This is a genomic window from Pseudomonas sp. D1-1, assembly GCF_051132225.1.
Lineage (GTDB): Bacteria > Pseudomonadota > Gammaproteobacteria > Pseudomonadales > Pseudomonadaceae > Aquipseudomonas.
This window is the reverse complement of sequence record NZ_CP071676.1, coordinates 1,909,159-1,924,474: the sequence shown is the minus strand read 5'-3', so window position 1 is coordinate 1,924,474 and position 15,316 is coordinate 1,909,159. Positions and strand designations below refer to the sequence as shown.

Annotated in this window: 2 protein-coding genes (1 of these 2 cut by a window edge); both read right to left on the bottom strand. The window is 64.9% G+C overall.

Annotated features, from left to right (window positions below):
- Positions 1–143: 143 nt before the first annotated feature.
- Complete coding sequence (locus J3P86_RS08710) at positions 144–3,335, bottom strand: non-ribosomal peptide synthetase (RefSeq protein WP_434699956.1); 3,192 nt, start codon at positions 3,333–3,335, stop codon at positions 144–146.
- Positions 3,332–15,316 carry the 3' portion of a non-ribosomal peptide synthase/polyketide synthase gene (locus J3P86_RS08705; RefSeq protein WP_434699955.1) on the bottom strand. It continues 1,608 nt past the right edge of the window, so 11,985 of the gene's 13,593 nt are visible here — the last part of the coding sequence; its start codon lies beyond the right edge, outside the window — the gene reads right to left on this strand; the stop codon is at positions 3,332–3,334. Before J3P86_RS08705 ends, J3P86_RS08710 begins: the two co-directional genes overlap by 4 nt.

The following is a 15,316-nucleotide window of genomic DNA, read 5'->3' as shown; positions in this document are numbered from 1 at the left end:
AAGACGCAGCAACTGGGAAAAACCGGAATGAGTTTATTTATCATTCGCGCAAAAGCTCAAAAAAAAGCCGATGCGAACGGGCACCGGCCTCTTGTTGATTGAAGCGATCGTTCCTACGCTCCCGCGTGGGAACGATCAAAACCTCACTTGGCCGCTTGCAGTTGCCGAGCCTGCTCGGTCAGCCGGGCCTTTTCCTCGGGACTCAGCGCTTCCATGCGCAAACGCACCTGAGCGATTTTTTCCAGTTGCCCCGGACTGCCCTCCACCGCTCGCAAGGCCATGGCCAGGGACGCCACGGTCGGATGATCGAAGACCAGCCCAGGATGGATGTCGCACTGCAACAACTTGCGAATGCCGGCCACCAGCTTGATCACCAGCAGCGAATGGCCGCCGGCGGCGAAGAAGTCGCGCTCGATGCCCAATCGTTCAAGCCCAAGCAATTGAGCCATGCGCGCGGCCAGCAGCTGCTCCAGCGCATCGCGGGGCGCGGCATCCTCCTCATCGCTGATCGCGACCGCCAACTGCTGCAGCGCCTTGCGATCGATCTTGCCGTTGGCCAGCCGAGGGAAACGTTCGATCAGTTGCAGCTGCTGCGGCACCATCACGCCGGGCAGGCGCGCGCTCAGTTCGGCGCGCACGGCGTCGAGCACGCCCGAAGACAGGCCTTGCCGGGGCACGACAAATGCCAACAAGCCCTGCTCGCCGGGCAATACCAGCGCTTCGGCCACCTGCGGTACACGTAGTAGCTCGGCCTCGATTTCCGCCAGTTCGATGCGGAACCCGCGCACCTTGACCTGTTGATCGCGGCGACCGTGCAACTGGATCCCACCGTCCGGGCGATAACGCGCCAGGTCGCCAGTGCGGTACAGGCGCTGCGCCGGGTCGAACGGGCTCGGGATGAACGTCTGCTCGTCCGCCTTGGCATTCACGTAACCCCGGCACAACTGCGCACCACCCAGGTACACCTCGCCCAGCACACCCACCGGCGCCAGGCGCCTGTCAGCGTCCAGCACGTAGACCTGGTTATTGCCCAGCACCTGGGTCAGCGCCGAACAATCATCGGCAGCACCGTCCAGCGCCAACCGATGGATCATCACTCCGACCGTGGCTTCGGTCGGCCCATAGTGGTTGAACACCCGGCAATCGCTGCGCAACCGGGCGATACGCTCGACCAGCGTTGGCGCAATCGGCTCGCCGCCAAGTACCAGGATATGCGGCAGCGTCGCCTGCTCACTGTCGAGCAACGCCGCGAGGTGCGACGGCACGATTTTCAGGCAGTCGATCTGTTGTTCTCGCAGGAGCCCGGCAAAGAGCGCGCCGTCCTGCATCTGTTCATCACTGGCCACATGCAAGGTCGCGCCATTGAACAACGCGCCAAACAGCGCCGTATTGCCCAGGTCCGCCGCCACGGTAGAGCTCAAAGCGACGTGTTTGCACTGGCTCAGCCCCAACGCCTGGCTGGCCTGGGCGGTGTAGTTGAGCAATTGCCGATGCTCGATCACCACGCCCTTGGGCACGCCGGTGGAGCCTGAGGTGAACAACACATAGGCAATGTCATTGCCCTTGGTCGTGAGGGCCGGCAACGGCGTGCTTGAAGGACGATCAAGCTCGGCGATTGCCAGCGCCTTGAAAGGCTGCGCCTGCCAGGCAGGAAAATGCGTTGCATCGGTGAGCAACACAGCGGCGCCGGCCTGCTCCAGCATCAACGCCTGACGGGCCTGGGGCCACTGGATATCCAGCGGCAGATAAGCCGCGCCGATGCGCCAGCTCGCCAGCATCGCGGTCACCAGTTCCGCCGAGCGCGGCAAGGCCAGGGCGACAATCGACCCTTCGCCCAGGCCTTGGTCCAGGAGGCCCTGGGCGACGCGCTCGACCTGATCTTTCAGTTGACCGTAGCTCAGCGATTGACCAGCCTCGCTCAGGGCGATGGCGTCCGGCGTCTGCAGCGCCAGCTCGGCGATGCGCTGCGGCAGGTAGCGGTTATCCTCCAATGCCTGCATCGCCGGGTTGATCGCCCGCAAACGCTGCTCCTCGGTGTCGCCGAGCAAGTTGAGCTGCGCCAGTGGCGTGTGCGCAGCCGCGAGGATCGAGGCCAGCAGCACCTCGTATTGTTCGAGCACGCTGCGAACCGCGGCTTGCGAATAACCCGAGCGGGCATAGCAGAGGTCGACCGCAACCAGTTGTTGGGTGTCGTCCAGTTGAATCTGCAGCAACAGTTCGGACGCATCCCGTCCAGGCAAGGGCTCAGTCGCCCACGTCAGGCCAGCGCTGCTGCGAACAGAATTCGCCGGGGCAATCGCGAAGCCATAGGCCGGATACGCCGCCTCCGACGCCAGTTCCGGCGTCCAGTATTCCTGCCAGGTGCGATGAGTTTCGAGCCGCGTCGCCAGCTCCGCCAGCCACTCGCCGAACGGCGCGTCGGCGGGCAATGGAACACAAAGCGGCAGGTTCTTTTCGAACACGCCGAAGGCATTGGCGAAGTAGTCATAGTCGCCACGGCTGTCGTGGCGCACGCCGACCAGCGCTTGCTCAAGGCCACCCAGGCGTCCCAGCAGCACCCACCATGCGCCTTGCAGCAACGTCGCCAGCGGTTGGCCGAGCTGCTCGGCCAACCGTTGCAAGGCGTCGCGTCGGGCCGGCTCGAAGATCAGCGAAATCTGCGCATCGGCTGTTCCACCACCAGTGCGACGCGCAGCCAGCCACGGCGTGTCGATCGCCGTCTGCAGGCCGTGCAAATGCTGCTGCCAGTAATTTCTTGCAGTGCCGGCATCTTCATCCAGCACCACTTCGCTGCGCCACTCCAGGTACTGGGCAAACTCGCCGGGCGCCTCTTCCTCCGCCACATCGCCGGCGTAAGCCTGCCGTAGCTGTTCAAGCAGCAGGTTCATCGACGGCGCATCCGCGCTGTGGCGGGCGACGCCCAGCAGCAGTTGCCATTGCCGAGACGCCAGACGATAAAGCACCGCCTGGACACTGGCCGATTCGCCGAGCACAAAAGCCCGGCCGAGCGTCTCGCTGATCTGCGCCCGGACTTCCTCGGCCGGTTGTTCGCTGGCTTGTATCGTCAGTGGGAAGCGTCCCGCATGGGCCACCTGACGCAAACCGTGGAAACCGCCGACCTTGGTCAGTCGCGCCAGCAACATCGGCTGCTGCGCCACCAGCGTGTCGAAGGCGACCTGCAATCGCTGCGGGTCGAGATCACCGTCGATGACCACGTTCAGCCAACGCAAGGCCTCGCCACAGGTCACCGTGCCCGACAGTTGCTCAAGTGCCCGTTGCTGTTCGGGCGTCAGGGCGAAACCCGCTTCCTGCGTGTCCATCGTCACCTCGTTCATGCTCCGCTTTCCTCGGTATTGAATGCGCCACGGACCGATCGCCCGGCGCCCGATGGACGCTCCAGGCTGGCGTGGTCGTACATATCGCCCATGGCGACGACGATCTTGCGCGGTCCCTCGTACGGGTCGCGGGCGTGGGCCACGAGCATGTTGTCCAACAGGATCACGTCACCTTTCTGCCAGTCGAAACGCACCGCGCAGGCTTCGTACAACTCACCGATACGCGCCATCACCTCGTCTTCGATCGGCGTGCCGTCGCCGTAGTACACATGCCGGGGCATGCGCTCCAGGCCGTACATCGACAACAGGTCCTGGCGCACGTCCGGCTCCAGCCAATGGATGTGATGCAGCTGCACCTGGTTGAAGAAGGATTTTTCCCCGGTGATCGGGTGCGTGATGATCGCCGGCCCCGGCGTGCGGGTCTGCAGTTCATCGTTATCGAGCCAGCGCCACTGGATGCCGCCAGCCCGGCAGCGGGCCTCCACTTCAAGGCGATCCTCGGTCTTGAAGAAGTGCTGCCACGACACGTCGAGTTTGTCGGTGAAGGTGCGCACGTACAGCAAACCCTTGTCTTCGAACTTCTCGCGAAGGTCCGTCGGCAGCTTTTCGTACATCAGGCGGCAATCCACCACCGGGGTCGCGCCGCCCACGGGTGCGGCCTGCTCGCAATAGAACATCTGCTTGCGCGGCCAGCGGTCCTGGTGGGAGCTCTCGTTGTGAAACAGGATCATCTTGCGTTCCGGGTACGGCGTGGACCGGTAGGTGTTCTTGCCGCCTTCCTTCTTCGGCAGGTCGCCGTACTGGCCGTACAGCCCCGGCTGGATCGCTTCGGCGAACGCTTCGAAGCCCTGGATACCGTCCAGTTCGAAGCCACGGAAGAGGATGCCGGCGTGTTCGGCCAGCTTCTGCTCGATCAATGGCCGGTTCTGGCGGATCCACTCGATGACGTCCAGGTGCGGCTCGCCGGGCTCCAGCATCAGCGGGAAACGCTGGGGCGTCGCCACCAGCGATTCGCGCACCAACGCCGGACGAGGCCGCGCGGCCGGGGTCGCCGAACGCTTGAGAAACTTGCCCAGTTTGTCGGCCTTGGGCCCCGGGACGTTGGCAGGCGTGGCGGCTGTCGCCACGTTGTCGACTGGCATGCTGATAGCTCCCAATTGAATGTCCTGATCAGCGACGATCTGTTCCAACAGGGCCGTCCAGGCCCGGATCAGGTACTGGATGCGCTCTTGTCCGAACAAGCTTGTGGCGAATTGCCAATTACCGCGCAATTGCCCTTCTTCTTCGTCAACGAACAATGCCATGTCGAATTTAGAATGGTTCTGCAGCGCCGGCAGGAACTCCACGCTCAAGCCGGCCATGGAACGCGTGCGCACCGGCACGTTGTTCATCACGAACAACACCTGCAGCAATGGGTTCATGCCCTTGTGCCGCGGCACGCCCGCGGCCTCGACGATCTGGTCGAACGGCAGGTCCTGATGTTCCAGCGCGCCGAGCAGATGGTCCTGGGTCTGCGCCAGGAACCGGTTGAAGCCGACATCGGCGGCAAAGTGCGAACGCAACGGCAGGACGTTGACGAAGAAGCCGATCAAGCGCTCCAGCTCGGGTTGTTCGCGCCCGGCCACGTCAGCGCCGACGACAAGATCCTGGGCGTCGCAGAGGCGATGCAACAACACCTGGAACGACGCCAGCAACGTGCTGTACAGCGTGACGCCGGCCGCGCTCGACACCCGGCGCAACGCCGCGCTCAGCCCGGCAGGCAGCTCGAACTGCAGCGCATCGCCCTCATAAGAGGCCGTCTGGCCGCGTGGATTGTCCAAAGGCAAATCAAGACGCCCGTGGTAACCGTCGAGCCGCTGCTTCCAATAATCGCCCTGGCGCGCCAGCACGCCTTGGTCTTCCAGCGCCTGCTGCCACAAGGCGAAGTCGTGGTACTGGACCTCCAGCGGCGCCAGCGGCATGGGCTCGCCGCGCAGGGACGCTTCGTAGATCTGCACCAGTTCATTGATCAACAGCCCCATCGACCAGCCATCGGAAATGATGTGGTGCATGGCGTACAACAACACGTGCTCGGTCGGCCCCAGGCGCAGGATCCGCCCGCGCAGCAATGGCGCCTGTTCCAGGTCAATCGGGGTACTGGCATTGTCCAGGATCGCCTGGGCCACTTGCTCTTGCCGGGTGCCGGGGGACAGGTCGGACAGATCGACCAGCGGGAAATCCAGCCGGACCTCATCGGCGATCAGCGCCAGCGGATCGCCTTCGTCATCCTGGACATACGCGGTGCGCAGCACGGCGTGACGGCGTGTCACTTCGGCAAAGCTGCTCATCAGCCGCTCGACGGACAACTCGCCGCACAACCGCAGCGCCATGGGCATGCCATAGGCGGAGGTGCCGCCGGCCAGCTGCTCGGCGATCCACAACCGTCGCTGCACCAGCGACAGCGGTGCCGATTGCCGTGGCCCATGGGCCTTGAGTCGGACCTGGCTGGAATCGCCGGCCCGCGCCGCGCCGTCGCCGGTCTCGCTCATCAGCGCCGCCAGTGCCTTGAGTTGCGGATGGTCGAACAAGTCGCGCAGGCTCAGCGGATGACGCGTGAGCTTGCGCAACCGGGAGATGGCCTGCGTCGCCAGCAAGGAGTGACCGCCGCGCTCGAAGAAATGGTCGTTGCGCCCGACCTGTTGCACTTCCAGCACTTCTTGCCAGATACCGGCGATCCGGTGCTCCAGCTCGCTGGCCGGCGCCTCGTAACCGCCCTGCGAAGACCCGGTTTCGATGCTCGGCAAGGCCTTGCGGTCGAGCTTGCCGTTGGGGGTCAGTGGCAGGTGATCGAGGAACAGCCAGTGGGCCGGGATCATGTGGTCGGGCAGGTGTGCCTTGAGATTGGCCTTGAGTTGATCGCGCAGAGTATTCGCGTCGGTCGAAGCAACCACGTAAGCCACCAACTGCTGCCCGCCCGGCCCTTCCTGGGCCAGCACGGCGACGTCGCTTACCTCGGCTTGCTGCAACAGCCGCGCCTCGATTTCCCCCAGCTCGATGCGGAAGCCGCGGATCTTCACCTGATGGTCGAGTCGGCCCTGGTATTCGAGCACGCCATCGGCGCGATAGCGGCACAGGTCACCGGTGCGATACAGGCGTTCGCCGGTGGTCGAGAACGGGTTCGGCACGTACTTTTCGGCGGTCATCGCCGCGCGCCCGAGATAACCCCGGGTGATGCCCGCGCCGCTCAGGTACAGCTCCGCCGAGACGCCTTGCGGCACCGGTTGCAGGTTGGCGTCGAGCAGGTAACTGGCGGTGTGCTTGAGCGGGCGACCAATGTTCGCCGTGCCGCCGGCGGTGCGGCGGGTCCAGGTGGAATAGGTGGTGTCTTCCGAGGGGCCATACAGATCATAAACATGCTCAACCCCACCGACCTGTTCACCCACCACCTGTGGGAGCGAGCTTGCTCGCGATGGCGTCCTGGCAGTTAGCCCCTCATCGACTGACCCACCGCTATCGCGAGCAAGCTCGCTCCCACAGGTTTGGGGTGTCGGGTAGAGGGCATCCACCAGACTCTGCTTCAGCGGCTCACCGGCCAGATTAATGATGCGCACGCTGTCCGGGATCTCGCCGCTGCGCTGCAACGCGGCGATCGCCGAAGGCACGCTGTTGATCAGGCGCACCTGATCGCGGGCCGGCAGGTGCGGCAGTTCCAGGGCGTTGCGGGCGATGATCAGCGAGCCGCCGTTGGCGAGGGTGACAAACAGCTCCCACACCGACAGGTCGAAGCACACCGAGGTGGAAGCAAGCACGCCCTGGATGTCGTCGCGGCTGTAGACGGTTCTGGACCAGTCGATCAGCGCCAAGACGTTGCGGTGGGCGATGGCCACGCCCTTGGGTTTGCCGGTGGAACCGGAGGTGTAGATGACGTAGGCGAGGTTGTCTGGGGTGACCGTTGTGCCCGGTGCGTTGAAGGGATATGAGCTCAACTCAATCCGGTCCAGCATCAGCACTTCGGTGCCAGCCGGAACCGTCAGCGTCTGCGCCACCGCCTGCTCGGTCAACAACACCCGCGCACGGCTGTCCTCAATCATGTAGGCCACGCGCTCGGCCGGGTAATCCGGGTCCAGCGGCACGTACGCGCCACCGGCCTTGAGCACCGCCAGCAAGGCGATCAGCAACTGCTCGGAGCGCGGCATCGCCACGCCCACCCGCACTTCCGGGCCGACGCCCAGTTCGATGAGCTTGTGGGCCAGGCGATTGGCGCGGCCGTCGAGTTCGCTGTAGCTCAGGCGCGTGTTGGCGAAGGTGACCGCCAATGCGTCAGGAGTGGATTGCGCTTGGCGGGCGATCAGTTGGTGGATGCGCAGGTCCTGTTCGAACGGCGCATCGACCGGGTTCCAGTCATGGGTCAAACGTTGATGCTCATCGAATTCCAGCATCGACAGTTCACCGAGGCAGCGCTCGCCATTGGCGCTCATCTGCCCGAGCAACTGCGCCAGATGCGCCGCCAGCCGTTCAACCGTATCCGGCGCAAAGCTCGCCCGTTGATAACTCATGTGCACCGACAACTGCCGCTCCAACCCCACCAGCAGCGTCAACGGATAGTTGGTCTGCTCCTGAGTCACTGGCGAACCAAAACGCAAACCGTCCGGCGCGCCCTGCTCCAGCGCCTGGGCAATTGGGTAGTTCTCGAACACCAGCAGGTTGTCGAACAGCGCGTCGCCGCCCTGCCCGGCCCAGCGCTGGATGTCGAGCAACGCGGTGTGCTCGAACTCGCGCAAGGCCAGGTTCTGCGCCTGCACCGCTTGCAGCCAGCTGTCCAACGTCTGCTCGGCCCGAGGACTGGCGATCACTGGCAAGGTGTTGATGAACAGACCGATCTGCTGCTCGATGCCGGGCAAGTCCGCCGGACGCCCGGCCACGGTTGCGCCGAAAGCCACGGTGGTTTTGCCGGTGTAGCGCTGCAACAGCAGCAGCCACGCGGCTTGCACCAGTGTGTTGACGGTGACTTTCGAGGCGCGGGCGAAAGCTTCCAGGCGACGGGTCGACGCTTCGTCCAGCACGTGGATATGATCGCCGTAACCACTGCCCATGTCGGCCGGTTTGGCCACCGCATCGGCCAATCGTGTCGGCGCCTCCAGCTGTTGCAGCGCCGGTTTCCAGAACGCTTCGCTGGCCGCCGCGTCCTGGCGTTGCAGCCAGGCGATGTAGTCGCGGTAGCGGCTGCCGGACACGGCAACGGGTTGACCGCTGTAGCGTTGCAGCACTTCGCCGAGCAACTGCGAATTGCTCCAGCCGTCCATCAGGATGTGATGGCTGGTATAGATCAAGTGATAACGCTCCTGCGCCACGCGCACCACCACCAACCGCAACAACGGCGCCGCATCGAGGGCAAAACCTTGCTCGCGCTGGGCCGTTGCGAGGGTGTTCAGGTGCTCAGGCAGGTCAGCCTGCGTACGTGCGTCATGCAGCTGTAACGCGACCGCTACGCGCTTGTGCACCACCTGCAATGCACGCTTGAAATCACCCTCCCAGACAAAACCGCTGCGCAGCACGTCGTGGGCGTCGGTCGCCGCTTGCCAGGCCTGGCGGAAGCGCTCGACGTCCAGCCCTTCGACATCCACGCGCATCTGGTTGATGTAGTGGCCGGCCTGCTGCTCGTACAGCGTGTGGAACAGCATGCCCTGCTGCATCGGCGACAGCGGATAGATGTCTTCCACGTCGCGCGCCACCAGCGGCAAGGCGTCCAACTGTTGCTGTTGCAATTCGGCCAGGGGGAAGTCCGACGGCGTGAACCCGTGGTGCCGCGGCTCGCAACAGTGGTCGATCAATGCCTGCAATTCCCCAGCGTAATCCTCGGCCAGCGCCTGGATCGTCGCTTCATCGAACATTTGCGAGCTGAACGTCCAGTCGATGCTCAACTCGCCGGCATAGACGCTGCCGTTGAGCGTCAGCCAGTTGTCCAGCGGCGCCAACGGACTCTGCGCCGCGCCCGCCGATTCGCTGGCCGGGACAAACAGGCCGTCGGCGTCGTCGGCAAAGCCGCTGTCGAACTGGCCCAGGTAGTTGAATGTGATGCGCGGCACCGGCAGCGCCGCGAGGGTGCGCCGCGTCGGTTCATCGCCCAGGTAACGCAACACGCCGAAGCCGAGCCCTTTGTCTGGGATCGCCCGCAGTTGCTCCTTGATGACCTTGATCGAGCCTTCGGTGGTGGCCGTCGGGCTCAAGCGCACCGGGAACAGGCTGGTGAACCAACCGACGCTGCGGCTCAGGTCAATGTGGTCATCGAACAGCGCCTCGCGGCCATGGCCCTCCAGCTGAATCAAGGTCGAGGCCTGGGAAGTCCAGCGGCCGATCACCCGGGCCAGCGCGGTCAGCAGCAGGTCGTTGACCTGGGTGCGATAAGCCGCCGGCGCTTGCTGCAGCAGGCGTCGCGTCTGGTCCTTGTCCAGCCGCGTCTGAACCTGGGTCGCGTAGCACCTGCGCAAATCGCCCCCTGGGCGGTCGCAAGGCAAGTCATGACCGGCGCCTTGCAGTTGCTCTTGCCAATACTTCAGCTGGGACTGCAACGTCGCGCTGCCGGCATGCGCCTGCAACCGTTGCGCCCAGGTCTGCGCAGCCGTGGTCTTGGCCGGCAACGCTGGCGTCTGGCCGGCCTGCAACTGCTCGTACGCCTGTTGCAGGTCCTCCAGCAGTACACGCCAGGACACGCCGTCCACCACCAGGTGATGGATCACCAGCAACAGCCGCTGGCTGCCGTCGGCCAGGCTCGCCAGCACTCCGCGCAGCAGCGCGCCATCTTGCAGGTCGAGGCTGCGTTGGGCTTGTTCGGCCAGGCGTTCAAGGGCCGGCGCATCGGCCACCTCGGCGGTCCACAACAGCGGCGAGCGCTGCCAGAGCGTGCGCTGTTCGGCCAAGGTATTGTGGCGAGCGGTCCAGGTGCCTGCCTCGCAGACGAAGGCCAGGCGCAACGCATCGTGATGCTCGACCAGAGCCTGCAACGCCTGCTCCAGATGCGCGGCATCCACGGCGCGCAAGCTCTTGAGCAACACCGACTGGTTCCAATGATGAGGCTCGGCCATGGCCTGTTCGAAGAACAACTGCTGGAACGGCAGCAATACCGTCTGCCCGACCACCGGGCCCTGATCGATGACCGGCCCGTTGTCTCCGGTCGTTGCCACCCCGGCGAGGCCCTGGATGGTCTGGTGCAGGAACAGGTCCTTGGGACTGAAATGAATCCCGGCCTGACGGGCGCGACTCACCACCTGGATGGAAATGATCGAATCGCCACCCAGCTCGAAGAAATTGTCGGTCCGCCCTACGCGTTCGCGCCCGAGCACGCTTTGCCAGATCGCGGCCAAAGTGTTTTCCACGGCGGTGACCGGGGCACTGTAGCCCTTGTGGCTGGCGCTCGGATCGGCCTTCGGCAGAGCCTTGCGCTCAAGCTTGCCGTTGGGGCTGACCGGCATTTTCTCCAGCCACACCCAGTGTTGCGGCACCATGTAGTCGGGCAGGGATTGGCTCAGATGTTCCCTGAGGCGCACTTGCAGCGCCTGGCGGACGGCGTCATCGGCGACCATCAGCTCGGCGCGCGCCGGCACCACGTAGGCCACCAGCAACGTGCCGTCCTGGGCCAGGACCACGGTTTCGCGTACCGCCTCGTGTTCGGCCAGACGCGCTTCGATTTCGCCCAACTCGATGCGCAAGCCACGGATTTTCACTTGATGGTCCATTCGGCCGGCGTATTCGATCACGCCATCAGCCCGATAACGCGCCAGGTCGCCGGTGCGATACAAGCGCTGGCCAGCGCCGAACGGCGCGGTGACGAACCGTTCGGCGGTCAACGCCGCGCGCCGATGGTAACCGCGCGCCAGCCCTTCGCCCGCCAGGTACAGCTCGCCGATCACCCCGACCGGCACCGGCGACAGCTCATCGTCGAGAATGTAGGTGCCGAGGTTGGCGATCGGCTGTCCGATCGGCACGCTGTCGCGGCCCTCCTCGACGCAGGTCCAGTGGGTCACGTCGATGGCCGCCTCGGTCGGGCCGTAGAGGTTGTACAGGCTGGCATCCGGCAGTTTGGCGAACACCTGCTGCTGGGCATCCACCGGCAGCGCTTCACCGCTGCAGACGATCCGCTTGAGGCTGGTACATTCGGCCACGCGCGGGTCCTGCACGAACGCCTGGAGCATCGACGGTACGAAGTGCAGCGTGGTGATGCGCTGCGCGGTGATCAGCTCGATCAGTTGCGCCGGGTCGCGATGGGCCCCCGGCGCGGCCACCACCAGCGTCGAGCCGGTCAGCAGCGGCCAGAAAAATTCCCACACCGACACGTCGAAACTGAACGGCGTTTTCTGCAACACACTGTCAGTCGCATCGAGGCCATAGGCCTGCTGCATCCAGCACAGCCGGTTGACCAGGGCGCAATGGCGATTGCCCGCACCCTTGGGCTTGCCGGTGGAACCGGAGGTATAAATGACATAGGCCAGGTTTTCGCCGTGCACCTTGACGTCGGGATTCTCCTCACGACTGGCATGCGACCCCTCAGCGGGCAGGTCCAGTACCAGACTGCGCAGCCCTTGCGGAATCGGCAAAGCATCAAGCAGGTGTTGCTGGGTCAGCAGCAAACCGATGCCGCTGTCTTCGAACATATAGGCCAGGCGATCCTGCGGGTACTCAGGGTCCAACGGCACGTAGGCACCGCCGGCCTTGAGGATCGCCAACAGCCCGAGCACCATCTCCACCGAACGTTCGACGGCGATGCCCACCAGCACATCGGGACCGACGCCCAGGTCGATCAAGCGATGGGCCAGGCGGTTGGCCCGGGCGTTGAGTTCGCGGTAGCTCAGGCGCTGCCCGCCAAAGACCAATGCAGGCGCATCCGGGGTCCGGCGCACCTGTTCCTCGATCAGCGCCTGGACGCTGCGGTCGAGCGGGTATTGCCGGGCCGTCGCGTTCCAGTCGATGAGCATGTGTCGACGCTCGTCCTCGTCCAGCAGCGACCATTGCGCCACCGGGCGGTGCAGGTCCTGCACCAGGCTGCGCAACAGGTTGAGCCAATGCCCGGCCATGCGTTCGATGGTCGCCGGCTCGAACAGGTCGGTGGCGTAGGTCAGGGCAGCGTACAGGCCCTGGGGACTTTCGACGGTGTCCAGGCTCAGGTCGAATTGCGCGGTGCGCTGCGTCCAGCCTACGGGTTCGACGTCGAGCCCCGGCAAGGCCTTGGCAAACACCGAGGCGGTTTCGTTGCGGTGGTTGAACATCGCCTGGAACAGCGGGCTGTGGCTCAGGTTGCGCTGCGGCTGCAGGGCATCTACCAGTTGCTCGAAGGGCAGGTCCTGGTGCATCTGCGCGGCCATGGCCGTCTGCTTGAGCTGTTGCAGCAACGCGGCGCCGGTCAGGTCGCCGGAGAACTCGCTGCGCAGGACCTGGGTATTGACGAAGAACCCGATCAAGCGCTCGGTTTCCAGCCGCTGGCGGTTGGCGATCGGCACGCCGACGCGGATGTCGGCCTGGCCGCTGTAGCGATGCAGCAATGCCTGGAACGAGCCGAGCAACAGCACGAACAGCGTGACGTTTTCTTGCCGGGCCAGGGCCTTGAGGTCATCGCTCAAGGCGCGATCCAGCACGATCGGCAGGCGTGCCCCGCGCAGGCTTTGTTGCGCTGGGCGCGGGTGGTCGGTGGGCAGTTCCAGCAGCGGCTGTTCGCCGCCCAGTTGCGCCGACCAGTAGGCGAGTTGGCGGTCGCGCTCGCCGGCCGCCATCCATTGCCGCTGCCAGACCGCGTAGTCGGCGTATTGCACCGCCAATGGCGGCAGTTGTGCCGGTTGACCCTGGATGAAAGCCGAGTACAGGCTCATCAGGTCATCGACCATCACCTGTAACGACCAGCCGTCGGAGACGATGTGATGCAGCGTCAGCACCAGCAGATGATCCTCCTCGGCCACTTCCAACAGCGCCACGCGCAGCAGCGCGTCATTCAGCAGATCGAACGGGCGTTGCGTCTGCTGTTCAAGGAAGGCCTGGATATCACGCCCTTCCAGACGCTCCTCGATATAGTCGACTTCGCCCTGCTCACAAATCACCTGGCCAGTGCGTCCATCCTCTTCCACGAATGCGGTGCGCAAGCTTTCGTGGCGCTGGACCAGTGCGGCAAAGCTCTTGCGCAGCGCGTCCTTGTCCAATGCGCCGCGCATCCGCAACGCGGTCGGTATGTTGTAGGCGGCGCCGTCGGGGTCCATTTTCCAGAGGAACCACTGGCGCTCCTGGGCAAAGGACAACGGCAGCGGCGCGTCGCGAGGCACCGGCGTCATGGCCGGGGCCTGTTCGCCTGTCGTGGTATCGAAGGCGGCGACGAACGCCTGCAACGTGCTGTGTTCAAACAGGCTGCGCAGCGGCACTTCGATGCCAAGCACCCGACGGACCCGCGAGACCACCTGGGTCACCAGCAGCGAATGCCCGCCCAGTTCGAAGAAATTGTCTTCCAGCCCCACGCGTTCAAGCTTGAGCACGTCCTGCCAGATTGCCGCGACCTGTTGCTCGACCTCGCTGCGCGGCGCCACGTAGGCCTGCTGCAAATCGCTGGCCTCGGGCGCCGGCAAGGCCTTGCGATCGATCTTGCCGTTGGGCGTCAGCGGCAGTTGCGCCAGGAACAACAGGTGCGCCGGCACCATGTATTCCGGCAACTGCGCCTTGAGGGCCGCCTTGAGTGCGGTGCGCAACGGCGCGTCCGGCTCCGGCACTGCGCCGCTGGCGGGCACCACGTAGGCAACCAATTGCGCGCCGGTCGGGCCTTGGTGGGCCACCACCACGGTTTCGCGCACGCGGTCCTGGGCCAGCAGCGCGGCTTCGATTTCCCCCAGCTCGATACGCAGGCCGCGGATCTTCACCTGATGGTCGATCCGGCCGAGGTACTCGACCACGCCTTCGGCGCGATAACGGCACAGGTCGCCGGTGCGGTACAGGCGCTCGCCCGTGGCGGAAAACGGGTCCGGCACGAAGCGTTCGGCGGTCAGCGCCGGGCGCTGGAAATAACCACGGGCCAGGCCGGCGCCCCCGATCAGCAGCTCTCCCGGCGCACCGGGCGGGTTGAGGGTCAGGTCGCCGCCAACGATGTACAGCGCGGTGTTGTCCAGCGGTTTACCGAGGAACGGACGGTCGCGCTCCAGGCTCAACGGATGCAGCGCCGACCAGATGGTGGTTTCGGTCGGGCCGTAGAGGTTCCAGACGTTCGGCGAGAGCGCCAGCAAGCGCTGCGCCAGTTCCAGCGGCAACGCTTCGCCGCCGCAGAGGAAGGTCCGCCCGGCCAGCAGCGAAGCCTGCTCATGATCGAGCAACATGCGCCAGCTCGACGGTGTGGCTTGCAGCACGCTGACAGCGTGTTGTTCGATCAGCGCCAGCACCGCTTGCGGGTCCTGGTGCACGTTCTGGCCGGTCAGCACCACGCTGGCCCCGGCTGACAGAGGTCCGTAGATTTCCAGGCCGAAAATATCGAAAGAGAACGTCGTCAATGACAGCATGCGGTCGCCGGGCGCGAGGCCCGGCTCGGCGATCATGCTGTGGATGAAATTGCTCAGGGCGCCATGGCGCACCATTACGCCCTTGGGCTTGCCGGTGGAACCGGAGGTGTAGATGACGTAGGCCAGGTGTTCGCCAGTCAGCGGCACCACCGGGCAGGTTTGCGGGGCTGCTTGCAATGCGGCGTCCGGCTGGTCCAGCAACAGAGTCCGAAGACTTGGCGGGATCGGCAAGCGCGCCTGCAAACGGGCCTGGGTCAGCAGCAGTCCGATGCCGCTGTCCTCGATCATGTAGGCCAGGCGATCCTCGGGGTACGCCGGATCCAGCGGCACATAGGCGGCGCCGGCCTTGAGGATCGCCAGCAGGCCGACAATCATCTCGACGCTGCGCTCGACCGCGATGCCCACCAACTGGCCGGGCATCACGCCCAGGTCGATCAGGCGATGGGCCAGTTGGTTGGCGCGCGCGTCCAGTTGTGCGTAGCTCAG